Origin of the sequence: Croceicoccus esteveae, from assembly GCF_031846435.1 — a bacterium.
Lineage (GTDB): Bacteria > Pseudomonadota > Alphaproteobacteria > Sphingomonadales > Sphingomonadaceae > Croceicoccus > Croceicoccus esteveae.
This window is the reverse complement of record NZ_JAVRHS010000001.1, coordinates 212,179-231,824: the sequence shown is the minus strand read 5'-3', so window position 1 is coordinate 231,824 and position 19,646 is coordinate 212,179. Positions and strand designations below refer to the sequence as shown.

The following is a 19,646-nucleotide window of genomic DNA, read 5'->3' as shown; positions in this document are numbered from 1 at the left end:
GAACGAGAGTTGAGCCTTGCCCCACACCATCGACATTGAAGCCATCTGTGCCGAGCGCGGCCTTCGCATCACCGAACAAAGACGGGTGATTGCCAAAGTCCTGTCGGACAGCACCGATCATCCCGACGTGGAAAAAGTTCATGAACGTGTTGCCGAGATAGATCCGCGCATATCGATCGCGACGGTCTACCGCACGGTGCGCCTGTTCGAAGAGGCAGGCATTCTGGACCGGCACGATTTCGGCAATGGCCGTGCCCGGTACGAAGCCACTCCGGAAGCGCACCACGATCATCTGATCGACGTGGAAACCGGCAAGGTGGTCGAATTTGTCGATCCCGAACTGGAAGCGCTGCAAAAGGAAATCGCCCAGCGACTGGGCTTCCGACTGGTCGATCACCGCATGGAGCTTTACGGCGTCAGGTTGGAACGGGACTAGAGCCCGCGATGCGGCAGGCCTGATATAGACGTGGTCTGATGGCCCTGGTGCGCATCATCATGCGATTGGCTGCAATGGCCGGCTGGCTGGCGATATGCCTGCCGATGCATATCGTTTGTACCGTGCTGGCCCGCCGCCTTGCCATTTCCAACCTATTCATTTCCCGCCTGTTTCTGGGTGGCATTGCCCGGATCGCAGGCGTGCGTATTCACACGCTGGGTCAGCCCGCAACCGGACGGCGCATCATCCTTGCCAATCATATGAGCTGGATCGACATACCGGTTCTGGCCCGCACTTGCGGGGCGGCATTTGTCGCCCACGAGGGGCTGGCCGCGCATCCGCTACTCAAGATCCTGTGCGAGATGAACGACACTGTGTTTATCGCGCGCTCCCGGAGGTCCTCTGTTACACAACAGATCCGGCAGCTCCGCGATGCCATGCGGGCCACTGAAACGCTGGTCCTGTTCCCTGAAGGCACTACCGGCGACGGCACGGCTTTCCTGCCGTTGAAATCCGCGCTGCTGTGCGCAATGGATCCTCCGCCTGCCGAAGTGGCCGTGCAGCCGGTGCTGCTTGATTACGGCAGCGATGCGTCAGCCATTGCCTGGACAAATGGCGAGCCGGGTCCGACCAATTTTCTCAGGCTTCTTGCCCGTGCCAAACCGATCGAGGTCGCCGTGCACTTTCTCGCCCCTCTCGAACCCGACAAGCTGCAAGGCCGCAAGGCCATTGCAGATGCGGTGCTGGCGCGATGGCAGCGACGGATGCACGATGTGCGTGCGGGTTCCATTTCGGCGCCCGATCGCCTAGATGCCGGAGCATGACCGCACCTCAGAGTTTCCGCATCAAGAACTACGGCTGCCAGATGAACGTCTATGACGGTGAACGCATGGCCGAAATGCTGGATGCGCAGGGCCTTGTTGCCGCACCTGACGGCGAGGAGCCTGATCTGGTGGTGCTCAACACCTGCCACATCCGCGAAAAAGCAGCGGAAAAGATGTATTCCGACATCGGTCGTATGCACAAGAAGTCTGCCAAGCCGCCGATGATCGCGGTGGCCGGCTGTGTGGCGCAGGCAGAGGGTGAAGAGATCATCCGGCGCAGTGCTGCTGTTTCGATGGTCGTGGGACCGCAAGCCTATCACCGGCTGCCGGAAATGATCGAACAGGCACGCAAAGGGCGTCCGGTGATCGACACCGACATGCCTGCCAATGCAAAGTTTGGCGCTCTTCCTGCCCGCCGGAAGCAGGCTGCTTCGGCATTTCTCACAGTGCAGGAGGGATGCGACAAGTTCTGCACCTATTGCGTGGTGCCCTATACCAGAGGAGCGGAGATCAGCCGTCCGTTTCGGGACCTTGTCGATGAGGCGATGCGCCTGGTGGATGGCGGCGCGCGAGAAATCACTCTGCTTGGCCAGAATGTAAATGCATGGAGCGGCGAGGATCAAAAAGGGCGGTGGGTTGGCCTCGCTGGACTGATCCGGGAACTTGCCAGGCTGCCCGATCTGGTCCGCATCCGCTACACCACCAGCCATCCCAATGATGTCGAGCCCGGCCTTATTGCCGCACATGGCGAAGTGGCGAAACTCATGCCGTATCTGCACTTGCCTGTTCAATCGGGCAGCAATCGCATCCTGGCCGCCATGAACCGCAACCACACCGCCGAAAGCTATCTGGCGATCATCGACCGGTTCCGCGAGGCGCAACCCGATATTGCGATCTCCGGTGACTTCATTGTCGGCTTCCCTGGCGAAACCGACGCAGAGTTCGAGGCGACCATCGCGATGGTGAAGGCGGTTGGCTATTCTGCGGCCTACAGCTTCAGGTACAGTCCGCGCCCCGGCACACCGGCCGCGCTGATGGAAGGACAGGTTGCCGCTCCGGTCGCTGACGATCGTCTGCAAAGGCTGCAGGAAGCACTGCTGCAACAATCGCAGGCGTTCAATGAACGGCTGGTCGGTCGTCAGTGTGATGTCCTGGTGGAGCGAACTGGCCGCCGCGCGGGTCAATGGCTCGGCAAGACGCCTTGGTTGCAATCGGCATATTTTTCTGGCGATGCGGCAATTGGCGATCTGGTTCGTGTTGCTTTGGACACCGCCGGACCCAACAGCCTCGCCGCCCGGCGGGTCGATGGGGACGCAACCGAACCGTCGGCCTGCTAAACGAGCTGAGAAGACGGGAAGTCACCAACAATAGATTGCCGCACGAGCAACAGACGCATCCGCTTGCCAGTGCGGCAATCGCTCTTATCTTGGATACGACACGACTCGAACGGGATGGCCGTGCGGGCAAAAGACAAGGAAATTGAGTGAGCCGAAAGCAGGCGCGCAGTCCAACTGTCGACACTACAGGTGCAATACCGCCGACGCCGATGCGATCCCGTACGGAGCTGGAATTCGCCGATGCCGGGACACTGGCGGCCCTGTTCGGCCAGTTTGATGCCAATCTGGTCCTTATCGAAGACCGGCTGAACGTACACATTTCCGCCAGAGGAAACCGCGTGCAGATCGAGGGCAGTGAGGATGCGGTCAGCCATGCTCGGGATGTGCTGCAACAGATGAATGAACGGCTGCGCAACGGATTTGACCTTGACCGTGGATCACTGGAAGCATTGATCACCATGACCGGACAACCCATGCTCAAGGACATCGTGCGCGGCGATGGCGTGCGCGGGGATGCCGGTCACCCGCCGATCATGATCCGCACGCGCAAGAAAACCATTGCGCCGCGTTCTGCCATGCAGATCGATTACATGCGGGCACTGGCTTCAAACGAGATCATCTTCGCGCTTGGTCCGGCAGGTACCGGCAAGACCTACCTTGCAGTGGCACAGGCCGTCGCGCAGCTGATCACAGGGAGTGTGCAGCGGCTTATCCTGTCACGCCCCGCAGTCGAGGCAGGCGAACGGCTCGGCTTCCTGCCAGGCGACATGAAGGAAAAGGTCGATCCTTATCTGCGCCCGCTTTACGATGCCTTGTATGACTGCATGCCGCCTGAACAGGTCGACAGGCGGCTTGCCAGTGGCGAAATAGAGATCGCGCCCATCGCCTTCATGCGCGGGCGGACGTTGAGTGATGCTTTTGTCATCCTTGACGAGGCACAGAACACCACACCCGCGCAAATGAAGATGTTTCTCACTCGCTTTGGCCAGAACAGCCGCATGGTCGTGTGCGGGGACCCGCGTCAGGTGGATATCCCTGGCGGTGATGAGCGTAGCGGCCTTGCCGACGCAGTGAACCGGTTGGAGGATGTGGGCGGCATCGCCATGATCCGCTTCACTTCGGCGGATGTCGTGCGCCACCCGCTCGTCGGGCGGATCGTCGATGCTTACGAAGGGACGCAGCAGGGCTGATGCATATGCCGACCCTGGAGCTGGATGTCGATCCCGAGTGGGGACAGCATGTGGATTGGGAGGCGCTTGCTGCCCACGCGGCAGGCGCGGCTGCGAGCGTCGCGCCGGAGCTTGCCCGCTCCGAACTGCTGGTCAGCGTCGTGTTGTCAAACGATGACGAGGTGCAGGCACTCAACCGGCAATGGCGAGCGAAGGACCGCCCGACAAATGTGCTGAGCTTCCCGATGATCAGCCGCGAAGAACTCCTGAAAGCAGAGCAAAGTCCCGGTCAGCCGGTGATGCTGGGCGATGTCATCATGGCGTTTGGCGTTTGCTCTGCCGAGGCGGCGGACAAAGGCGTTGTGCTTGCAGAACATGCAACCCATCTGCTCGTGCATGGCCTGCTGCACCTGGCCGGTTACGATCACGAAACCGGCGCATCAGAGGCAGAATCGATGGAAAAACTCGAGATTGCTGCATTGGCCACGATCGGCATCAGCGATCCTTATGCCGACCATGACCCAACTTGCCGCGACGCGGCCGAACACAAGAGGTAGAAGGCACCATCATGCCGGACGACAGCAACGCAGGCGACGCCAGCAACCCGGAGCCTGACCGAAGACCGGAGCCTGATCACCGGAGCAGGAGTGAGACGGAACGGCCGGACCGCAAGGCACTCTGGCATCGGATCCGCGCCTATTTCGATCCGGAAGCCGAACGTTCCCTGCGCGAGCAGATCGAAGAGGCGCTCGACGAACACGAGGATGGCGAAGAGTGCGACGGTGCACCTGTCGAGAACGGCGATCTTTCGTCAACCGAGCGGCAGATGCTGCGCAACCTTCTTCATTTCAGCGAACATGATGCCGATGATGTCGCGATCCCGCGGCGCAGCATCATTGCGGTCGAACGTGGCGCGAGTTGGGCCGACCTGGTTGCGCTGTTTGCAGAACACGGCCATTCGCGGCTGCCGGTGTATTCAGGAACACTTGATCATGTGATCGGCATGATGCTGATCAAGGATGTGTTTCCCTTTCTGGCGACAGGCAAGCCGCCGCCGTCCGACTGGACCGTGCTGATGCGTCAACCTGTCTACGTGCCGCAGGCTCGCGGCGCGCTCGATGTCCTTGCCGACATGCGTGCACACAGGGTTCATCTTGCCATCGTGGTGGATGAATATTCCGGCACTGACGGGATTATCACCATCGAGGATCTGGTCGAGGAAATCATCGGGGAAATAGAGGACGAGCATGACGATGCACCGGTAGACCGCTTGGTCGCGATTGATGGCGGCATGTGGGATGCCGATGCCGGGGCCGAGCTTGATGAAGTTGCGCGCCGGATTGACCCTGCTCTTGCCGAAGTCGAGGAGGCAGTGGACACGCTGGGTGGGTTGGCGTTTGTTCTCGCTGAAGAAGTGCCCGCGGTTGGCGCCATTCTCGAACACCGCAGTGGCTGGCGTCTTGAGGTAATCGCCGGTGACGACCGCCATGTAGAACGACTGCGCCTGCACCCGCCTGCACCTGCCGGACCACACGTTTCTGCCGGAGCAGGTTGACAGATGCGCCGCCTCCCTCCCCTGCGATCGCTCGAGGCATTCATCCGGATCGTGCGACTGGGCTCTGCCAAGGCTGCGGCGGCCGAGCTCGCCTTGTCACCTTCGGCTCTGTCGCGCCGGGTTTCAGCGCTTGAGGATCACATCGCCAAAAAGCTGTTCCTGCGCCAGCATCAGGCCATGAAGCTCACTGAGGATGGTCAGGCCCTGTTCGATGCAGTGGCTCCGGTGCTCGACGAACTTGTCGAACAGCTCGAGGCGCAGACGGGTGACAACCGGTTGCTGCGTCTGCGACTGGCGGTGATGCCGCTGTTTGGTGAACAACGGCTCGTCCCGCGTCTGGCGGAATTGCGCCGGCTGCATCCGACGCTGCACATCGACATGGACTCCTCCGCCAATCCGGTGCCCAAGCTGGGCGATACGCTGGATGCCGCGATCATCCTTTCCATGGAGCCTGACCCCTCGCTTCACTGCGTGCAGCTCGATCAGAACTTCGTGCATGCGATCACATCGCGCGCGCTGGCCGACGAACTTGGCGCAGAGCCAAAGACCGATCTGCTTGCCCGGCAGAATTTCTTTGTCCATTCCGGCATGGAAGGCAGTTTCGAAGCGTGGCGCGAATCTGTCGGACTGACGACGAAGTACCGACCGATCGTCGACCATTACGACAGCGGAGCACTCATGCTGGAAGCTGCTGCGCAAGGGCTGGGGATCGCGATCATGCATGCCGATCATCTGGCGCGGTCAGGCGATGACCGCCTGTCTCCGCTCTACCCGCAGATCAAGGTTGCGAGCCCGTACAGCTACTGGTTCGTCTGCCGCCCGCGTGCGCTGGAAAACCGGCCGGTCCGCATGTTCATGAACTGGCTGATGGCTGCCCAGCTGTAGAAAAGCTGCCCGGCACACGCTGACGCGAGCCGGGCGCTCCTGCCTCAGGCGTGGGTCAGCCCACCACCGCCTTCACGATCTTGCCTGGTTGGGCCGGCGGCTCTCCTTTGGGCAGCGCATCGACATGATCCATGCCGCTTTCGACCTCGCCCCAGACGGTGTATTGCCGATCGAGGAACCGGGCATCATCGAAACAGATGAAGAACTGGCTGTTGGCGCTGTCAGGATCCTGCGTTCTTGCCATGGAACACGTGCCGCGCACATGCGGATGGTCGTTGAACTCGGCCTTGAGGTTAGCCTTGTCCGAGCCGCCCATGCCGGTGCCGTTGGGGCATCCGCCCTGCGCCATGAAGCCGGGAATGACACGGTGGAATTTCACCCCATCGTAAAACCCTTCGCCTGCGAGCTGCTTGATGCGTGCGACGTGATCCGGCGCAAGATCCGCTCGCAGCTTGATGACGACATCGCCGCCCTCGCCATTGCCGGTATCCAGCGTCAGTGTCAGTGTTTCGTCTGCCATATCATCTCCAACATCTTTGCGGGCCAGTCAGATCACCCTCCTGGCCCCGCGACGCTGCCGATATAGGCGATCCACTCGCAAAGTCATCCCCGCCTGAGATTGCGGCCTGCGATCTTCGGCATGTGATCTTCGGCCTGCGATCTTCGACCTGCCATCATCGGCTTCCGTCCGGTATCTTGCAAAGCAAGGCTGGCGTGCTCGGCGGTTGCTTTCACCGTCATGCCTTCTAGAGCGTGAACCCAATGGATGCACATGACGATAATCTGGCCACCGGAACCCTGCTTGAGGAGCAGCGCGAAGCAAGGCTGGACGAAGACGACCGCCTGAGGCCGCAGTTTGTCGAAGCAGTTCGTGACGCGCTGGAAGCGGGCGATGACACCCTCGCGCATGATCTGGTCGAACCGCTTCACCCGGCCGACATTGCCGATCTGTTCGAATTGTTCGGCAGGGATGAACGCCCGGCTCTGGGCCTTGCCATTGCCGAACTGATGAGCGGCGAAGTCATTGCCGAACTCAACGAGCATGTGCGCGACGAACTGCTTGAGGATCTGTCACCCGACGCTGTGGCGCAGATCGCCGGGCAGCTGGAAACCGACGATGCCGTCGCTCTCATCGAGGATCTGGACAACGCCGACCGCGATGCCGTCCTTGCCGGAATGGCGGCAGGCGACCGCGCAGCCATTGAAAATGCACTTTCCTTCCCCGAGGAATCGGCGGGCCGTTTGATGCAGCGCGATTTCGTGGCCGTGCCCGAACACATCACGGTTGGCGACCTCATTGATTTCCTGCGCGAAAACACCGGACTTGCGACTGATTTCTGGGAAGTGTTCGTTGTTGATCCGGCGATGCGGCCAATCGGCACCTGCCAGCTTTCGTGGATCCTGCGCACCCCACGCAATATCGCCATTGCCGATGTCATGAAGCGGGACCAGACCTTGATCCCGGCCGAAATGGATCAGGAAGAAGTCGGCCTGCGGTTTCAGAAATATGCGCTGATTTCCGCTGCGGTCGTGGACCGGTCTGGCAGGCTCATTGGCCAGATTACCGCAGATGACGTCGTGCACATCATGTCGGAAGAGGCCGGCGAGGACGCTTTGTTGATGTCCGGTGCAGGCGAAGGCGACATCAACCAGCCGATCCGCCAATCCTACCACGAGCGCGTGCGGTGGCTGATTGCCAATCTTGGCACCGCGCTTCTCGCTTCCTTCATCATCGCAATGTTCGAAGATGCGATCAAGACGCTGGTGGCGCTGGCCGTTCTGATGCCGATTGTTGCTTCCATCGGCGGCAATGCCGGCACCCAGACAATGGCCGTGACTGTGCGGGCGCTTGCAACCAACCAGATAACCAAGTCCAACACCAGACGTGTGTTGTGGCGCGAAATGCGGGTAGCCCTTCTGAACGGGGTGACGGTCGCCATTCTTGTTGGCATCGGCACCGCGCTTGTTTTCACCCCCTTGCTGGGGCTGGTCATTGCCATCGCAGTGGTGGTCAACATCATCACTGCCGGGATCATCGGCATGGTGGTCCCGGTAATCTTCGACAGGCTTGATCAGGATCCCGCGGTCGCTTCATCAGTGTTCGTGACGATGATGACCGATTCCATGGGGTTCTTCGCATTTCTGGGGTTGGCCGTTGCAAGCGGCATAACCGGCTGACGCGAAGACCTGCGATGGTGCAGCAGCCAGTTCACCACTGGCAAGAAGAGCTTCCAATCCCCAGCTTGTGACCATGCCGCTCAACATGACGAAGATCGCTTTTCGCGCACAAGGCGTCGAAGACCTGCGCAAGCGTATCGCCGCGCATTCTGCCGAGTTCAGGATCAACACCCGCTACATCCCACGCCGGCATGAGGAGATGATTGGCGGATCGCTGTTCTGGATCATCGACCATGTGATTATCGGGCGCTCTGCCATCCGGGCGTTCGAAAAGCGGGAAGATGGCCGTTGGGACGTGGTGCTCGCTCCTGAACTGGTGCTTGTGGCCGGGCGGCCCAAGCGCGCGCATCAAGGATGGCGCTACCTTGCCGAAGCGGATGCCCCGCCCGATCTGCCGCCGGGACAGGAAGCAGGAGAGGTTATGCCGGGTCATCTGTACATGCGGCTGTCAAAACTCGGGTTGGTCTGAAAAATCCTGCTCACGTTACTTGAAGCGGCAGGTATCGAGACCGATCAAAAGGTTGCATGGAACGCAAGGCTCATCTCGCCCGTTGAACGGGAAAGGAGATAATTATGCCCGAACGTCAATCACGCCATCCCGACAACGACATCATCGATGCCGCAGCAGAGCAGAGCACCCCCAGCCAGCAAGGGTCTGCCGGTGGCAATCTGGAGCGCAAGGTCGGCAAACGTGCTGAAGAGCACAATTTCGCTGCCGAAAACGAAGTGGAGCGCGTCCTTGGGCACGACCAGCCGGCGCAGGATGCCAAGAAAGGCCCTAAGACTCTGGCGAAGATCCAGGCCGACCGGGAAAGCTGACCGGTATTGTCACTGCGGCGCGCAAGTGCCGGTTGCCGCCAGCCATCGGGCAATCAGCCAATGAGCGATTGCGTAGGTTGGCGGCACGCTGACAGGTCCGGGGCCATTACCCAGCATCGCCTCTGACACCTGCGATCGGGAAAACCAGCGCGCATCCTCGAGTTCGTCAGAGTTGGTCGTGATTGCGCCGTCGTCGCATATGGCATGGCAACCGATCATCAATTGTGAGGGGAACGGCCACGACTGACTGCTGATGTAGCGGACATCCCGAACCGCAAGACCCGCTTCCTCATGCACTTCGCGCGCCACCGCAGCTTCGATCGTTTCGCCAGGCTCGACAAATCCTGCCAGCGCGGAATACATGCCGGGCGGGAAACCTGCCTGCCGGCCGAGCAGCAACTGCGGCTCACCCCCTTCTCCTGCCCATTCGACGGTCATGATCACCACTGGGTCGGTGCGCGGATAATGCACGGCAGCACATTTGCTGTTGGCGCAATTGCGTTGCCAACCGCCTTTGGCGACGGTCGTGGTAAAGCCGCAGCGGGAGCAGAAACGCTGCCGGACATGCCAGTCTAGCAGGCTGCGCGCCATGCTGTAGGCGCTGAAATCTCCTGCATCCAATTGTCCGGCAAGATCACGCACCGATCGCATTGACGCGCCATCGCTGGTTTGGGGGATGAGCGCAAAGCAGCCCCTGCCGCCATCCATTCCCAGGAACACCCGTTCGGCGTCGGCAGGAGCATTGGAAAGCCTGCTCCACGCAATCCGTCCGGCGGCATCGAACCGAGGCGTCAATCCATCGAGCAGCAGGAAAATGGCGCCATCCGAAGCGGCGGCTGCCAACAAGGAAGGATCGTTGCGGACATGATCTGCCCTGTCGAGACGCAGAACCTTGATGTCAGTCATCTGCTTTGCACTTCCTTTCCTCGGCGGCCGTTCATGACAAGACGAGCCGCTTTTGCATACAGCGTCGGCAGTCCCGCATCGTCGATCCTGACCAATGGCCACCACTGCGCCGCACTGTCGATTCGTGCGTGTACCAGCGACGGATCTGCGCCTTTATAGGATGCGATGCGCAGGTCGAGCCGCAGATGGGTAAACACATGCGCCACCCTCTCCTTGTGTAGTTGCCAAGGACCGGTTGCAGGCAGTTCACCCGACCCGTCGCTACGCGCGCTCCAGCCGTCATCCGGCAGTCCGCGCATTCCAGCCAGTATTCCACTGCCGCTACGCCGGACAAGAAGCACATGTCCATCCCGCTCAACCCAGAAGGCTGTTCCCGAGCGCTGCGGCTTCGGCGGCTTCACTTGCTTGCGTGGCAGGTCACCGGCCACATCGGACCTGTACGCCATGCACTCACCGGATAACGGACATTGCCCACACATAGGCGCGCGGGGTGTGCAAATCATGGACCCCAGATCCATCATCGCCTGCGCATGATCACCGGCGCGCATGTCTGGCGTGATGCTCTCGGCAAGGGTGCGGATCCTGCTGCGGGCACCGGGCAGCGGCTCCGCCACGGCAAAGAGTCGGGCGACCACCCGTTCCACATTCGCGTCCACGACCACGGCACGGCGTCCGAACGCAATGGCGGCGATGGCAGCAGCGGTATAGGCGCCGATACCGGGTAAGGCGCGCAAGGTTTCCTCATTGTCGGGAAACAAGCCACCTGATGCAGCGACCAGGCGCGCACATCGCACCAGGTTTCGCGCCCGGGCGTAGTAACCAAGACCCGCCCAGGCTGCCATGACATCCGCTTCATCAGTCGCAGCAAGTGCGCCGACATCAGACCATCGCTCAATAAACCTTTGAAAATAGGGGATTGCAGCTGCGACCGTGGTCTGCTGCAGCATGATTTCGGACAGCCAGACATGATAAGGATCAGGCAACGATTGGCTATGCGGTGGTACGCGCCATGGCAACGTCCGGGCATTGACCTTGTACCAATCATACAAAGCACTCGGCACCGCGCTTCTTAAGGCAGCATCTGTAGGCAAGCGGATCGAACTGGTCATCACCGACCGACCTATGCCATGGGACACAACCAGATGAAAAGCGACTCGTCCATGCCGCCCGAACACAAAGGGCCGTCCGCTCCCAGGCGTGCTGCCAAGCCTGCGGCAATCGGCGAAACCAGAGGCAGGGCTCGGGGCGGTTCAGCACAGCGCATTGCCGATCTCATGCCGGATATCGGCCGCACGGCGTTCCGTAAGTTCGGTTTTGTTCAAAGCAGCGTCGTGACGCGCTGGACCGAGATTGTCGGTGACCGGCACGCCAGCATCAGCGCGCCTGAATCTATTCGCTTTGCCGCCGGGCAGAAGGCGGATGGCGTTCTCAACCTGGTGGTGCTGCCGGCGCATGCACCGATGATGCAGCACGTCTGCCCTGAACTTATCGAGCGGGTGAACCGTTTTTTCGGATATCGTGCAATCATTCGTATAAAGATGCGCCAGGGAGCCATTCAGCCACGCGCAAGCGTTGCTGACACAAAGCCGGACCGGATCCGAGCATCGCAAGGCGCAAAAATTTCTGCAGAGATGGGCGATTGCCTGCGCGATGTTGCGGATCCTGAGCTGCGAAAGGTGCTGGAATCCCTTGCGCAATCCATGTGCAATGCGGCCAGCAATGACAGGGACAAAGATGATGCGTAGCAGGACCTTTCACTTCTTTGCGGCCTGCGCTGTTGTGCTCGGAGGCGCTTTGCCGCCTGTTATCGCTACAGCCGATACCAGCGTCAGCGAGGCGGCGCGCACTTCTTTTCAGGCGGGCGAAGCTGCGCCGCTGCCGGGGCATCTCGTTGGCAGGGAAGACGCGCCGGTAAGGCTGGTCGAATATGTCAGCTATACCTGCTCGCACTGCGCAGCGTTCGAGGCTGAAGCAGGCTCGGTGCTCAAGCAGGACTTCGCCGGTCAAGGCAGGATCTCGGTGGAGATCCGCCACCTTGTCCGCGATCCGATCGACCTTACCGTGGCGATGCTTGCAAATTGCGGCCCTTCGACACGCTTCATCATGAACCACTCCCGATTGCTGCAGGCTCAGGATCTTTGGGTCGGGAAGATCCGCGCGACTACGCCGGACCAGCGCGCACGCTATGATACCGGCAGTGCAGCAACCCAGCGGCAGGCGATCGCACGCGATGCAGGTCTGTATGATCTGATGCAGCAGTGGGGGTATGACGCCGCAGCGCTCGATCAATGCCTTGCCGACGAGGCGATGGCGCGCACGCTTGCCGAGCGTACGATCAACCACATGGCTGACGGGGTGACCGGAACACCCAGCTTTGCCATCAATGGCGAATTACTCCCTTCGACCCACGGTTGGCAGGCTCTGCAACCGCAACTGGAAGCACGGCTTGACGACTGACCGAGCCGGTCAGGAAACCGGAGCGTTTTGCGCAACTTTGCACATTGCCTGATGATCGCGTATGGCGCGGCACATTATCTAGAACGAGGATTGCGAAAAGAGGATGAGTGTCACTACTTCTGCCATGCGCCTGTCGATCAGTCTGCCGCTTGCGCTTGTTCTCGCCTCATGCGGATCTGACGTGGAAGCGCCAGCTGCAGGACAGGTGAGCGCGCAGCCGCTTGCCAACGTTCCCGCGCCGCAGGGCCAGAGATGGTCCGAGATGGTGACGCAAACCGCTGACGGAGGATATCTGGTCGGCAATCCTGATGCACCGGTCAAGCTCCTGGAATTTGGTGCAATGAGCTGCCCGCATTGTGCCGACTTCGTCGAAAACAGCTTCGAGCCGCTGATGAACACCTATGTTGACAGCGGCAGGGTAAGCTATGAGTTGCGTTTCTTCCTTCTGAACGCGCTCGACATGCCGGCCACCCTGCTGGCGACCTGCTCCACGCCGGAGACCACCCTTCCGCTGGCCAAGGAGATCTGGGCGAACCTGCCGCAGTTCTTCGATGCCGCAACGACAGCGGGTGATCCTGCTCTGCAGCAGGCAATGGCGTTGCCTGCACAACAACGTTTTACCCGGCTGGGCGATCTGCTCGGCATGACGCAGTTTGTCACCGCCCGCGGTATCTCTCGCGATCAGGCTGTTTCATGCCTCTCGAACGAAGCAAAAGCAGAAGAACTCGCCAACCGGGTAGAGGCCGAAGCGGCACGTTACGATATTACAGGCACACCCACTTTCCTCCTGAACGGCAGCAAGATTGATGCGCTAACCTGGCCGCAGGTTGAGACCGCGCTTCAAAACGCCGGCGCGCGCTGACGGCGCGCTTCATGCTGAGCCAGATGACAGTTACCGGTGTGCTCGACCTTCGCTGACAGTCGAAGCAGCGCGTCGACACTCGTCGCGGCTTGTAGGCCAACAAAGCGATGGTGCGTCGTTGAAGTTCATACGAGACGCCGAGTTGTGCAAGGTTGCTTCTGACGTCGCGCCGACGCCCCTCTTGCGGGAACATAGTTGTAAACAATGCTGGTCAGTTGCGGTTTTGGCCAACTCTCCGCAAACAATTAGCTGAACTATAATGTTTACGGATGAGTGCGCCGAACGCATGCGTCTTGAGTCTTGCGAAGAGGCAAGTCACGGACTGTCTGTTACAGCCACCTGAGCCTCTCTGGTGCACGGCACAGAGAAGATGCTGAGATGAACAAACCAGACGAATACGTCAGGAAGCAAAGCAGCATATATCCCGGCTTCTTTACCTTCCGCTAGGATACGGCGCAGTCACATACAACAACGCCATAACGAAAACAGGCGCCCGCATCACACGAGCGCCTGTCAGCTATTTGTATGCCGGTATGACTAAATCAGCAGACGCTGCAAGTCTCATTCCGATCAATCATACATTGGCAAAATCCCGCAATCAGTCGACGATCGCAACGAGATGCGGCAATTTGGCAATGGCGCCACGCACTTCCGGAGTATCGGTCAGTTCGACCACCCGGTGCATTTTGCCGAGGCCTAGGCCAACCAGCGTCTGGCGCTGGTGCTTGGGGCGGCGGATCGGCGATCCGATCTGCTTAACCCGCAGTGTCTTGCGTTCAGCCATAGTCGTTTACTCCACCACCGCCGCAGCTTCGGCTTCGGCTTCGGCGACATTGGCACCACCGCGACCGAGCAGGTCTGCTATCTTCTTGCCACGCCGCTGCGCCACTGATTTGGGCGACGACTGGCTGATCAACGCCTGGAATGTTGCGCGCACCATGTTGTAAGGATTGGAAGATCCTATCGACTTGGTCACGACATCAGAAACACCCAGACTTTCGAACACGGCACGCATCGGACCGCCAGCGATAATCCCGGTACCGGCTGGTGCAGTGCGCACATTCACCTTGCCGGCGCCGAAACGACCCTTGCCATCATGATGCAGCGTCCGGCCTTCCTTGAGCGGAACGCGAACCATTGCCTTCTTGGCCGCCGCAGTGGCCTTGTTGATCGCTTCTGGAACCTCACGTGCCTTGCCCTTGCCGAACCCGGCCCGGCCCTTGCCATCGCCAACAACAACCAAAGCTGCAAAGCCGAAGCGCTTGCCGCCTTTTACCGTTTTGGAGACACGGTTGATGTGCACTAGCTTCTCGATCAGCTCTTCACCATCGTCATTGGCGCGCCCGCCACGACGATCGTCACGGCCACCACGTCCCCGACCGCGCCCGCCACGGTCGTTGCCGCCGCGATCATTGCCGCGTCCGCGCCGCTGCTGCTCACGCGGCTGCGACGGATCGCCTGCTGCGGGAGACTGGTTATCTGCCGCTTCGGTGCTTGCCGGCGTAGACACCGGCGTGCTGCCAGCATTATCAAGGCTTGCACCTGCGCCATCAGCGCTGGTGCCGGCGTTGGGTGTGCTTGTATCATCCGCCATCATCAAAACTCCAGCCCACCTTCGCGTGCGGCATCAGCCAGCGCCTTGACGCGGCCATGAAAAAGAAAACCGCCGCGATCAAAAACAACGCTGGTCACGCCGGCGTCACGTGCCGCCGCGGCAATATCCCTACCGACCTGAGCGGCGGCATCGACATTGGCTCCGGTTGTTTCCCGGCCGAGAGTGGAAGCCGCCGCAATCGTCCGACCCTGTACGTCGTCGATGACTTGCACGTAGATGTGCCGGCCAGTTCGGTGAACCGAAAGGCGCGGCCGGCCCGATCCACGAGATCGGAGTGCAGTCCGTACCCGCTGGCGGCGGCGTTCGAATAGTGAAAGCTTTGCCATCCTACTTCTTCTTCCCTTCCTTGCGGAAGATATACTCGCCGCGATACTTTATGCCCTTGCCCTTATAAGGCTCCGGCTTGCGCCACTGGCGCACCACTGCGGCAAATTGTCCGACCGCCTGCTTGTCGATGCCACTGATCTCGACAGTTGTCTGATCCGGTGTTTTGACTTCCAGACCTTCGGGCACATCGAGATCGACATCATGGCTGAAACCAAGCTGCAACTTCAGCTTTCTGCCCTGCGCCTGTGCACGATAACCAACGCCTGTAATCTCAAGAACCTTGGTGTAGCCCTGGGTCACCCCCTCCACCAGATTTGAGACCAGCGTCCGCTGCATGCCCCAGAAGGCTTTCGCCTGCTTGCTGTCATTGGCAGGCTGCACGAAAATTCCGCCGTCCTTCACTTCGTAACGAACATCGTCCGCCAACCCCAGCGACAGCGTCCCCTTGGGTCCCTTCACCGACAGGACATCGCCGGCAATGTTCGCCTCGACATTGTCGGGGATGGCCACCGGCCGTTTGCCTATGCGACTCATCAGAACACCTCCGCGAGAACTTCGCCGCCGACATTTTCGTTGCGCGCCTCGGCATCCGAGAGCACGCCCCGGGGGGTCGACACGATCGTAATGCCCAGGCCGCCACGGACACTCGGCAATTCCTTGCTGCCGGAATATACCCGACGGCCAGGCTTTGACACGCGAGCGAGATGCTTGATCGCAGGCTCACCTTCAAAATATTTCAGCTCAATACGCAACGCTTTGTGCTTGCCGCTCTCATCCTCGGCGTAGCCGCGAATGTAACCCTCACGTTCAAGAACAGACAAAACATTGGCACGCAGCCTGGATGCCGGCGACAGGACGGAATCCTTCTTCGCTTGCTGGCCGTTGCGGATGCGGGTGAGCATGTCACCCAAGGGATCAGTCATTGCCATCTTCTAGATCCTCACCAGCTCGACTTTGTAATGCCAGGGATCAGGCCCTTGTTGGCCAAATCACGCAACTCGATCCGGTTGAGACCGAATTTCCGGTAATAGCCGCGTGGCCGCCCCGTCGTCGTACACCGGTTGCGGATGCGCGTCGGATTACCGTTGCGTGGAATTTCTGCCATCTGCAGGCGCGCAATCCAACGCTCTGACTCATCCTTTGTCTCGTCATCGGCAATCGCTTTCAGCCGCGCGTATTTCGCCGCATACTTCAGCGAAAGCTTCTTGCGACGTTCGTTCTTGTTTATGGAACTCAGTTTCGCCATGGACTTAAGCTCTCTTCTTCAAGCGGATCATGCCGCTGCTTTCTCTTCCTGTGCCTCTTCACCTTCGGGCACAGGAAACGGGAAACCGAACAGACGCAGCAGTTCACGCGCCTCATCATCGGTCTTAGCGGTCGTGGTCACGATAACATCCATGCCACGGACCTGGTCGATCTGATCGTAACTGATCTCGGGAAAGATAATCTGCTCTTTGAGACCCATTGCGTAATTGCCGCGGCCATCGAAGCTCTTGGGATTGAGACCGCGAAAGTCACGGATGCGCGGCATGGCAATCGTTACCAACCGGTCTACGAACTCATACATACGCTCACGGCGCAGAGTGACCTTGCAGCCGATCGGCATGCCTTCACGCAGCTTGAACTGAGCAATGGACTTCTTTGCCTTGGAGATCACCGGCTTTTGCCCAGCGATCAGCTCCATCTCGGCCGCTGCTGTTTGTACCTTCTTCTTGTCCTGGCTTGCCTCGCCCACACCCATGTTAAGCGTGACCTTGAGGAGCCGGGGGACTTCGAGCCGGTTCTTGTATCCGAACTTCTCGGTCATCGCCGGCACGATTTCTGAATCGTACATGGCGCGCATGCGTGGAACGTAATCAGCCATCGATTGTCTCTCCGGATCTTGCAGCAACCCGCACCTTGCTGCCGTCACGCTCTTCGAAGCGCACGCGGGTCGGCTTGCCGTCTTTCGGGTCGGCTACCGCGATCTTGGCTATCGCCATCGGCGCGGGGCGACGGTCAATGCCGCCCTGTGGATTGGCCTGGGTTGGCTTGCGATGACGTGTGGCAATATTGACACCGTCTACCAGCACCTTGCCGTCCTTGGGCATCACCTGCAGGACAGTTCCAACGGCTCCCTTGTCCTTTCCGGACAGGACTACGACGTTGTCGCCCTTCTTGATCTTTGCCGAAGCCATTACAAAACCTCCGGCGCAAGCGAAACGATCTTCATGAACCCGCGCGCGCGCAGTTCACGCACAACAGGGCCGAAGATCCGGGTGCCCAAAGGCTCCTCGTTTTTGTTCACAAGAACAGCAGCATTGCCGTCAAACCGGATTACGCTGCCATCAGCCCGCCGCACATCCTTGCGCGTGCGAACGATGACTGCGCGGTGAACATCACCCTTCTTGACCTTGGCGCGTGGCTGCGCTTCCTTCACAGAGACAACGATGATGTCCCCAACGCCAGCGGTCCGCCGCTTCGATCCGCCCAGCACCTTGATGCACTGGACGCGCTTTGCGCCACTGTTGTCTGCTACGTCCAAATTGGACTGCATCTGGATCATGGATCCAATTCCTTCTCGCTAGGCTTGCCGGAACATATGTCCGGCAGTTCCGAAAAATCCGCTCAGGCGGTTTCGCTGAGATCGGCCTCGATCGCAGTACCCTTGCCCGCAACCACCCGATCGATAACGCGCCATGTCTTCAGCTTGGACATTGGCCGGATCTCTTCGATCCGCACGACTTCACCAGGACGGTAAGCGTTCTGCTCGTCATGCGCATGATACTTCTTCGAGCGCCTGATGATCTTGCCGTAAAGCGGATGCTTCACCTTGCGCTCTACCTTTACGACCACAGTCTTCTCGGTCTTGTCAGACACCACTGTGCCTGTCAGGATTCGTTTAGGCATCAGGCGTTCCTTATGCGTTTGCCGCAACAGAACGCTCGCGCTCCGTCTGCAGGGTCTTGATACGGGCGATATCCCGACGGACTTCCTTGATCCTTGCCGGACGTTCGATCTGATTTGTCGCAGCCTGGAAACGCAGGTTGAACGCCTCCCGCTTCAGCTCGACCAGATCGGACGTAAGCTGATCATCGCTCTTTGCACGAAGATCCTCGATTTTTGCCATGATCCTACCTCCTATTCGCCACCAAGATGGGAACTATCGCCGAGGCGTGCCACCACCTTCGTCTTGATCGGCAGTTTCATTGCTGCACGCTCAAAAGCCTCCGCGGCCAGCGGGCCTGTCACACCGTCGAGTTCGAACAGGATGCGCCCTGGCTTCACCCGCGCCGCCCAATATTCAATTGATCCCTTGCCTTTACCCTGGCGGACTTCCGCAGGCTTTTTCGATACGGGTAGGTCGGGAAAAATGCGGATCCAGAGGCGACCCTGACGCTTGATGTGACGAGTGATCGCACGACGTGCGGCTTCGATCTGACGGGCTGTGATCCGCTCCGGCTCGAGTGCCTTCAGCCCGTAAGAGCCGAAGTTCAGCGTTGTGCCACCCTTTGCCTCGCCATGTATACGGCCTTTAAAGGCTTTGCGGAACTTGGTTTTCTTCGGTTGCAGCATGTTATCTACTCAGCTCCCAAGCTCTCAACGCGCCGGACGCACGCCGGAGGTCTGGGCTTCCATCATCAGGCGGTCCTGCGCCATTGGATCGTGGCCAAGGATCTCGCCCTTGAAGATCCAGCACTTTATACCAATGATCCCGTACGCTGTAAGCGCCTCGGCTTCGGCATAATCAACATTGGCCCGCAAGGTGTGAAGCGGAACCCGCCCTTCACGATACCATTCGACACGAGCGATTTCCGCGCCACCGAGCCGGCCGCCACACGTGATCTTGATGCCTTCTGCACCCAGACGCAGCGCAGATTGCACCGCACGCTTCATGGCGCGACGAAAGGCGATCCGCCGGATCAACTGATCCGCCACGCCCTGCGCCACCAGCTTGGCATCGATTTCAGGCTTGCGGATCTCGACGATGTTGAGCTTCACATCGCTCTTGGTCATTGAAGCAAGCTTGGTGCGCAGCTTTTCTATATCTGCACCCTTCTTGCCGATGATCACGCCAGGACGTGCGGCATAGATGGAAATGCGGCAAAGCTTCGCAGGACGCTCGATGACGATTTTCGAGATCGCCGCCTGTGGCAGAGTGTCCACAATATACTTGCGGATCTCAATGTCTTCCTTGAGCAGCTGCCGGTAGTCACGCCCTTCAGCGTACCAGCGGCTGTCCCACGTACGGTTGATCTGCAGCCTAAGGCCGATCGGATTGCTCTTCTGACCCATG

29 protein-coding genes are annotated in these 19,646 nt (G+C 59.8%); 13 read left to right on the top strand and 16 right to left on the bottom strand.

Going from position 1 to position 19,646, the window contains the following annotated elements; all coding sequences use genetic code 11:
* Window positions 1-16: 16 nt before the first annotated feature.
* The 7 genes from RM533_RS01125 (at window position 17) to RM533_RS01095 (ending at window position 6,206) form a co-directional block, all read left to right on the top strand.
* Entirely contained in the window at window positions 17-436 is a 420-nt protein-coding gene (locus RM533_RS01125; RefSeq protein ID WP_311339344.1) for a Fur family transcriptional regulator, read from the top strand.
* A 38-nt stretch (window positions 437-474) separates the two neighbouring features.
* Window positions 475-1,260, top strand: coding sequence for a lysophospholipid acyltransferase family protein (locus RM533_RS01120; RefSeq protein WP_311339343.1), 786 nt, complete (start codon window positions 475-477; stop codon window positions 1,258-1,260).
* Window positions 1,257-2,597, top strand: a complete 1,341-nt coding sequence (gene miaB, locus RM533_RS01115) for a tRNA (N6-isopentenyl adenosine(37)-C2)-methylthiotransferase MiaB (RefSeq protein ID WP_311339342.1) — start codon at window positions 1,257-1,259, stop codon at window positions 2,595-2,597. The genes RM533_RS01120 and miaB overlap by 4 nt, the downstream gene beginning before the upstream one ends.
* 146 nt (window positions 2,598-2,743) lie before the next feature.
* Window positions 2,744-3,787, top strand: a complete 1,044-nt coding sequence (locus tag RM533_RS01110) for a PhoH family protein (RefSeq protein ID WP_432265000.1) — start codon at window positions 2,744-2,746, stop codon at window positions 3,785-3,787.
* Window positions 3,787-4,323 (top strand): rRNA maturation RNase YbeY, encoded by a 537-nt coding sequence (gene ybeY, locus RM533_RS01105; RefSeq protein ID WP_311339341.1) that lies wholly within the window; start codon window positions 3,787-3,789, stop codon window positions 4,321-4,323. The genes RM533_RS01110 and ybeY overlap by 1 nt, the downstream gene beginning before the upstream one ends.
* Window positions 4,324-4,334: 11 nt before the next feature.
* Window positions 4,335-5,321, top strand: coding sequence for a transporter associated domain-containing protein (locus RM533_RS01100; RefSeq protein WP_311339340.1), 987 nt, complete (start codon window positions 4,335-4,337; stop codon window positions 5,319-5,321).
* 3 nt (window positions 5,322-5,324) lie between these two features.
* Window positions 5,325-6,206, top strand: a complete 882-nt coding sequence (locus RM533_RS01095) for a LysR family transcriptional regulator (RefSeq protein ID WP_311339339.1) — start codon at window positions 5,325-5,327, stop codon at window positions 6,204-6,206.
* Window positions 6,207-6,261: 55 nt separating this feature from the next.
* Here RM533_RS01095 and RM533_RS01090 read toward each other — a convergent pair whose 3' ends face one another.
* Window positions 6,262-6,726 carry a peptidylprolyl isomerase gene (locus RM533_RS01090; protein ID WP_311339338.1) on the bottom strand — a complete coding sequence of 155 codons (465 nt, stop codon included), beginning with the start codon at window positions 6,724-6,726 and terminating at the stop codon, window positions 6,262-6,264.
* 242 nt (window positions 6,727-6,968) lie between these two features.
* Between RM533_RS01090 and mgtE the strand changes: the two genes are divergently transcribed.
* The 3 genes from mgtE to RM533_RS01075 all read left to right on the top strand — a co-directional run bounded on the left by mgtE (window position 6,969) and on the right by RM533_RS01075 (window position 9,203).
* A complete protein-coding gene (gene mgtE, locus RM533_RS01085; RefSeq protein ID WP_311339337.1) occupies window positions 6,969-8,384 on the top strand; it encodes a magnesium transporter in 1,416 nt (471 codons plus the stop codon).
* A 73-nt stretch (window positions 8,385-8,457) separates the two neighbouring features.
* A complete protein-coding gene (locus RM533_RS01080; protein WP_311339336.1) occupies window positions 8,458-8,853 on the top strand; it encodes a DUF1489 family protein in 396 nt (131 codons plus the stop codon).
* Window positions 8,854-8,957: 104 nt separating this feature from the next.
* A complete protein-coding gene (locus tag RM533_RS01075) occupies window positions 8,958-9,203 on the top strand; it encodes a hypothetical protein (protein WP_311339335.1) in 246 nt (81 codons plus the stop codon).
* A gap of 9 nt (window positions 9,204-9,212) precedes the next feature.
* On the opposite strand, the gene nudC is transcribed toward RM533_RS01075, so the two are convergent.
* The gene (gene nudC, locus RM533_RS01070; RefSeq protein ID WP_311339334.1) at window positions 9,213-10,109 is read right to left on the bottom strand and encodes an NAD(+) diphosphatase; all 897 of its coding nucleotides are present in this window, start codon (window positions 10,107-10,109) and stop codon (window positions 9,213-9,215) included.
* Window positions 10,106-11,218 (bottom strand): A/G-specific adenine glycosylase, encoded by a 1,113-nt coding sequence (locus tag RM533_RS01065; protein WP_311339333.1) that lies wholly within the window; start codon window positions 11,216-11,218, stop codon window positions 10,106-10,108. Before RM533_RS01065 ends, nudC begins: the two co-directional genes overlap by 4 nt.
* Before the next feature lie 33 nt (window positions 11,219-11,251).
* Here RM533_RS01065 and RM533_RS01060 point away from each other — a divergent pair, with 33 nt between their 5' ends.
* The 3 genes from RM533_RS01060 (at window position 11,252) to RM533_RS01050 (ending at window position 13,428) form a co-directional block, all read left to right on the top strand.
* Entirely contained in the window at window positions 11,252-11,854 is a 603-nt protein-coding gene (locus RM533_RS01060; protein ID WP_311339332.1) for a DUF721 domain-containing protein, read from the top strand.
* Window positions 11,855-11,903: 49 nt separating this feature from the next.
* Window positions 11,904-12,566, top strand: coding sequence for a DsbA family protein (locus tag RM533_RS01055; RefSeq protein ID WP_311339331.1), 663 nt, complete (start codon window positions 11,904-11,906; stop codon window positions 12,564-12,566).
* A gap of 103 nt (window positions 12,567-12,669) precedes the next feature.
* Window positions 12,670-13,428, top strand: a complete 759-nt coding sequence (locus RM533_RS01050; protein ID WP_311339330.1) for a thioredoxin domain-containing protein — start codon at window positions 12,670-12,672, stop codon at window positions 13,426-13,428.
* A 598-nt stretch (window positions 13,429-14,026) separates the two neighbouring features.
* Here the strand turns inward: RM533_RS01050 and rpmD are convergent.
* The 13 genes from rpmD to rpsC form a co-directional block, all read right to left on the bottom strand.
* Window positions 14,027-14,212, bottom strand: coding sequence for a 50S ribosomal protein L30 (gene rpmD / locus RM533_RS01045; protein WP_311339329.1), 186 nt, complete (start codon window positions 14,210-14,212; stop codon window positions 14,027-14,029).
* Window positions 14,213-14,218: 6 nt separating this feature from the next.
* A complete protein-coding gene (gene rpsE, locus RM533_RS01040) occupies window positions 14,219-15,025 on the bottom strand; it encodes a 30S ribosomal protein S5 (RefSeq protein ID WP_311339328.1) in 807 nt (268 codons plus the stop codon).
* Window positions 15,025-15,369 carry a 50S ribosomal protein L18 gene (gene rplR, locus RM533_RS01035; RefSeq protein ID WP_311339327.1) on the bottom strand — a complete coding sequence of 115 codons (345 nt, stop codon included), beginning with the start codon at window positions 15,367-15,369 and terminating at the stop codon, window positions 15,025-15,027. The genes rpsE and rplR overlap by 1 nt, the downstream gene beginning before the upstream one ends.
* Before the next feature lies 1 nt (window position 15,370).
* Entirely contained in the window at window positions 15,371-15,904 is a 534-nt protein-coding gene (rplF, locus tag RM533_RS01030; RefSeq protein ID WP_311339326.1) for a 50S ribosomal protein L6, read from the bottom strand.
* Complete coding sequence (gene rpsH / locus RM533_RS01025) at window positions 15,904-16,299, bottom strand: 30S ribosomal protein S8 (RefSeq protein WP_311339325.1); 396 nt, start codon at window positions 16,297-16,299, stop codon at window positions 15,904-15,906. Before rpsH ends, rplF begins: the two co-directional genes overlap by 1 nt.
* Window positions 16,300-16,310: 11 nt before the next feature.
* Window positions 16,311-16,616: a 30S ribosomal protein S14 gene (rpsN, locus tag RM533_RS01020; protein ID WP_311339324.1), complete on the bottom strand. Its 306-nt coding sequence runs from the start codon at window positions 16,614-16,616 to the stop codon at window positions 16,311-16,313.
* Between the two features lie 27 nt (window positions 16,617-16,643).
* Entirely contained in the window at window positions 16,644-17,234 is a 591-nt protein-coding gene (gene rplE, locus RM533_RS01015; RefSeq protein ID WP_311339323.1) for a 50S ribosomal protein L5, read from the bottom strand.
* On the bottom strand, window positions 17,227-17,547 hold the full coding sequence (gene rplX / locus RM533_RS01010; RefSeq protein ID WP_311339322.1) for a 50S ribosomal protein L24: 321 nt from the start codon (window positions 17,545-17,547) through the stop codon (window positions 17,227-17,229). Before rplX ends, rplE begins: the two co-directional genes overlap by 8 nt.
* Complete coding sequence (rplN, locus tag RM533_RS01005) at window positions 17,547-17,915, bottom strand: 50S ribosomal protein L14 (RefSeq protein WP_311339321.1); 369 nt, start codon at window positions 17,913-17,915, stop codon at window positions 17,547-17,549. The genes rplX and rplN overlap by 1 nt, the downstream gene beginning before the upstream one ends.
* Window positions 17,916-17,977: 62 nt before the next feature.
* Window positions 17,978-18,259: a 30S ribosomal protein S17 gene (gene rpsQ / locus RM533_RS01000; protein WP_311339320.1), complete on the bottom strand. Its 282-nt coding sequence runs from the start codon at window positions 18,257-18,259 to the stop codon at window positions 17,978-17,980.
* A gap of 10 nt (window positions 18,260-18,269) precedes the next feature.
* Window positions 18,270-18,479: a 50S ribosomal protein L29 gene (rpmC, locus tag RM533_RS00995; protein WP_311339319.1), complete on the bottom strand. Its 210-nt coding sequence runs from the start codon at window positions 18,477-18,479 to the stop codon at window positions 18,270-18,272.
* Window positions 18,480-18,490: 11 nt separating this feature from the next.
* Window positions 18,491-18,925, bottom strand: coding sequence for a 50S ribosomal protein L16 (gene rplP / locus RM533_RS00990; protein WP_311339318.1), 435 nt, complete (start codon window positions 18,923-18,925; stop codon window positions 18,491-18,493).
* Window positions 18,926-18,949: 24 nt separating this feature from the next.
* Window positions 18,950-19,645, bottom strand: coding sequence for a 30S ribosomal protein S3 (gene rpsC / locus RM533_RS00985; RefSeq protein WP_311339317.1), 696 nt, complete (start codon window positions 19,643-19,645; stop codon window positions 18,950-18,952).
* Between the last annotated feature and the right edge of the window lies 1 nt (window position 19,646).

Bases quoted from the DNA above. Each gene is read 5' to 3' on its own strand.
- RM533_RS01120 (WP_311339343.1), top strand. From the start codon at position 475: ATGGCCCTGGTGCGCATCATCATGCGATTGGCTGCAATGGCCGGCTGG.
- miaB (WP_311339342.1), top strand. From the start codon at position 1,257: ATGACCGCACCTCAGAGTTTCCGCATCAAGAACTACGGCTGCCAGATG.
- ybeY (WP_311339341.1), top strand. From the start codon at position 3,787: ATGCATATGCCGACCCTGGAGCTGGATGTCGATCCCGAGTGGGGACAG.
- RM533_RS01100 (WP_311339340.1), top strand. From the start codon at position 4,335: ATGCCGGACGACAGCAACGCAGGCGACGCCAGCAACCCGGAGCCTGAC.
- RM533_RS01095 (WP_311339339.1), top strand. From the start codon at position 5,325: ATGCGCCGCCTCCCTCCCCTGCGATCGCTCGAGGCATTCATCCGGATC.
- RM533_RS01090 (WP_311339338.1), bottom strand. From the start codon at position 6,726: ATGGCAGACGAAACACTGACACTGACGCTGGATACCGGCAATGGCGAG.
- mgtE (WP_311339337.1), top strand. From the start codon at position 6,969: ATGGATGCACATGACGATAATCTGGCCACCGGAACCCTGCTTGAGGAG.
- RM533_RS01080 (WP_311339336.1), top strand. From the start codon at position 8,458: ATGCCGCTCAACATGACGAAGATCGCTTTTCGCGCACAAGGCGTCGAA.
- RM533_RS01075 (WP_311339335.1), top strand. From the start codon at position 8,958: ATGCCCGAACGTCAATCACGCCATCCCGACAACGACATCATCGATGCC.
- nudC (WP_311339334.1), bottom strand. From the start codon at position 10,109: ATGACTGACATCAAGGTTCTGCGTCTCGACAGGGCAGATCATGTCCGC.
- RM533_RS01065 (WP_311339333.1), bottom strand. From the start codon at position 11,218: ATGACCAGTTCGATCCGCTTGCCTACAGATGCTGCCTTAAGAAGCGCG.
- RM533_RS01060 (WP_311339332.1), top strand. From the start codon at position 11,252: ATGAAAAGCGACTCGTCCATGCCGCCCGAACACAAAGGGCCGTCCGCT.
- RM533_RS01050 (WP_311339330.1), top strand. From the start codon at position 12,670: ATGAGTGTCACTACTTCTGCCATGCGCCTGTCGATCAGTCTGCCGCTT.
- rpmD (WP_311339329.1), bottom strand. From the start codon at position 14,212: ATGGCTGAACGCAAGACACTGCGGGTTAAGCAGATCGGATCGCCGATC.
- rpsE (WP_311339328.1), bottom strand. From the start codon at position 15,025: ATGATGGCGGATGATACAAGCACACCCAACGCCGGCACCAGCGCTGAT.
- rplR (WP_311339327.1), bottom strand. From the start codon at position 15,369: ATGGCAAAGCTTTCACTATTCGAACGCCGCCGCCAGCGGGTACGGACT.
- rplF (WP_311339326.1), bottom strand. From the start codon at position 15,904: ATGAGTCGCATAGGCAAACGGCCGGTGGCCATCCCCGACAATGTCGAG.
- rpsH (WP_311339325.1), bottom strand. From the start codon at position 16,299: ATGGCAATGACTGATCCCTTGGGTGACATGCTCACCCGCATCCGCAAC.
- rpsN (WP_311339324.1), bottom strand. From the start codon at position 16,616: ATGGCGAAACTGAGTTCCATAAACAAGAACGAACGTCGCAAGAAGCTT.
- rplE (WP_311339323.1), bottom strand. From the start codon at position 17,234: ATGGCTGATTACGTTCCACGCATGCGCGCCATGTACGATTCAGAAATC.
- rplX (WP_311339322.1), bottom strand. From the start codon at position 17,547: ATGGCTTCGGCAAAGATCAAGAAGGGCGACAACGTCGTAGTCCTGTCC.
- rplN (WP_311339321.1), bottom strand. From the start codon at position 17,915: ATGATCCAGATGCAGTCCAATTTGGACGTAGCAGACAACAGTGGCGCA.
- rpsQ (WP_311339320.1), bottom strand. From the start codon at position 18,259: ATGCCTAAACGAATCCTGACAGGCACAGTGGTGTCTGACAAGACCGAG.
- rpmC (WP_311339319.1), bottom strand. From the start codon at position 18,479: ATGGCAAAAATCGAGGATCTTCGTGCAAAGAGCGATGATCAGCTTACG.
- rplP (WP_311339318.1), bottom strand. From the start codon at position 18,925: ATGCTGCAACCGAAGAAAACCAAGTTCCGCAAAGCCTTTAAAGGCCGT.
- rpsC (WP_311339317.1), bottom strand. From the start codon at position 19,645: ATGGGTCAGAAGAGCAATCCGATCGGCCTTAGGCTGCAGATCAACCGT.